The 1,592-nt window shown below is 68.3% G+C and carries 2 protein-coding genes; both read left to right on the forward strand.

Features of this window, described 5'->3' with window-relative positions; all coding sequences use genetic code 11:
- The first annotated feature begins 90 nt into the window (after positions 1 to 90).
- Positions 91 to 1,068, forward strand: a complete 978-nt coding sequence (locus D477_RS20355) for a DnaJ C-terminal domain-containing protein (protein WP_005275037.1) — start codon at positions 91 to 93, stop codon at positions 1,066 to 1,068.
- A 23-nt stretch (positions 1,069 to 1,091) separates the two neighbouring features.
- On the forward strand, positions 1,092 to 1,517 hold the full coding sequence (locus tag D477_RS20360) for a heat shock protein transcriptional repressor HspR (RefSeq protein WP_005275040.1): 426 nt from the start codon (positions 1,092 to 1,094) through the stop codon (positions 1,515 to 1,517).
- The last annotated feature ends 75 nt before the right edge of the window (positions 1,518 to 1,592 follow it).

Consider the following 1,592-nt stretch of genomic DNA (forward strand, 5'->3'; position numbering starts at 1 on the left):
CTGCCTCGGGCAGGCAGCTCCCGGCACCACCCGTCCCGCCGGCCACGGCGGGACCTACGACATTAACGACGACGAGAAGGAGGCATCCGGATGGCCAGCCAGGACTGGGTTGAAAAGGACTTCTACAAGATCCTCGGTGTCTCCAAGGACGCCTCGGAAGCGGATATCAAGAAGGCCTACCGCAAGCTGGCACGGAAGTACCATCCGGACACCAACGCTTCCGACGCGGCGGCCGAGAAGATGTTCAAGGACGTCTCCGAGGCCTACTCGGTGTTGTCCGATCCCGAGGAACGCCAGCAGTACGATGCGATCCGTGCCATGGGCGGCGGGGCACGCTTCTCCGCAGGCGGAGCCGGCGGCCCCGGAGCCGGCGGTTTCGAGGACGTTTTCGGTAACCTCTTCGGCCAGTCCGCCGGACGCGGCCGGTCCGGAGGCTTCAGCTCAGGCAATATTCCGCCCGAGTTCGCCGACCTCTTCGGCGGCTTCGGCGGGGGCGGCTTCCAGGCGCCCCAAGCCCCGCCGCGCAAGGGTGCGGACCGGACGGCCTCCACCTCCATTTCCTTCGCCGGCTCGATCAACGGAACCACGATCGGCCTGCGCGAACCGTCCGGAGAGGTCATCGAGGTCCGGATCCCTGCCGGAATCAAGGACGGCCAGAAGGTACGGGTACGCGGCAAGGGCCAGCCCGGGCCGGCCGGCAACGGCGACTTGCTGGTCACCGTGAACGTCCAGCCGCACAGTTTCTACTCGCGCGACGGCGACAACATCCGCATCCACGTGCCGGTGTCCTTTGCCGAGGCGGCGCTGGGGGCGCAGATCGAGGTGCCGACCATGAACGGTGAGCACGTCAAGGTCAAGGTTCCGGCGGGGACGCCGTCCGGGCGGACCCTGCGCGTCAAAGGCCGCGGGGTCAAGACCGCGAAGGCGACCGGCGACCTGCTGGTGACCATCGACGTCGTCGTACCCCAAAACCTGAACAAGCAGGCTGAAGAGGCTGTCAAGGCGTTCGCGGCCGCAACGGAAGACGCCGATCCGCGGGCCAACCTGGCCGCGAAGGCCCGGCTCTAGCCGGCCGCGGGGAGGAGGAAGCAATGGGTATTGACCGCAACGCGCCAATCTTTGTGATCTCCGTGGCGGCCGAACTGGCCGAGATGCACCCGCAGACCCTGCGCCAGTACGACCGGTTGGGCCTCGTCTCGCCCTCCCGCCAGGCCGGCCGGCAGCGCCGCTACTCACAGCGGGACGTGGACATGCTCCGCGAAGTCCAGCGGCTCTCCCAGGAAGGGGTCTCCCTTGAGGGGATCAAGCGCATCCTCGAACTGGAAAACCAGGTGAACGCCCTGCGCTTGAAGGTCAAGGAACTGACCGAGGAACTCGACAACACCAGGCGCCTGACCAGCTCCGAGGCGAGCCGGGTGTTCGCCGCCGGACTCGCGGGCGACGTGGTCACCCTGGCCCGCGGCAAGCGTCCTCGTCCGCGGAGCCAGGCGCTAGTGGTGTGGCGGCCCCAGCCCTGACCGCGGCGCGGCGGGCCAATTCCATGGCACCTGCCAGCCGGGCGGCCAGCGCTTCGCCGACGCCCGGGATCCGGC

The organism is Arthrobacter crystallopoietes BAB-32 (assembly GCF_000328305.2).
Lineage (GTDB): Bacteria > Actinomycetota > Actinomycetes > Actinomycetales > Micrococcaceae > Crystallibacter > Crystallibacter crystallopoietes_A.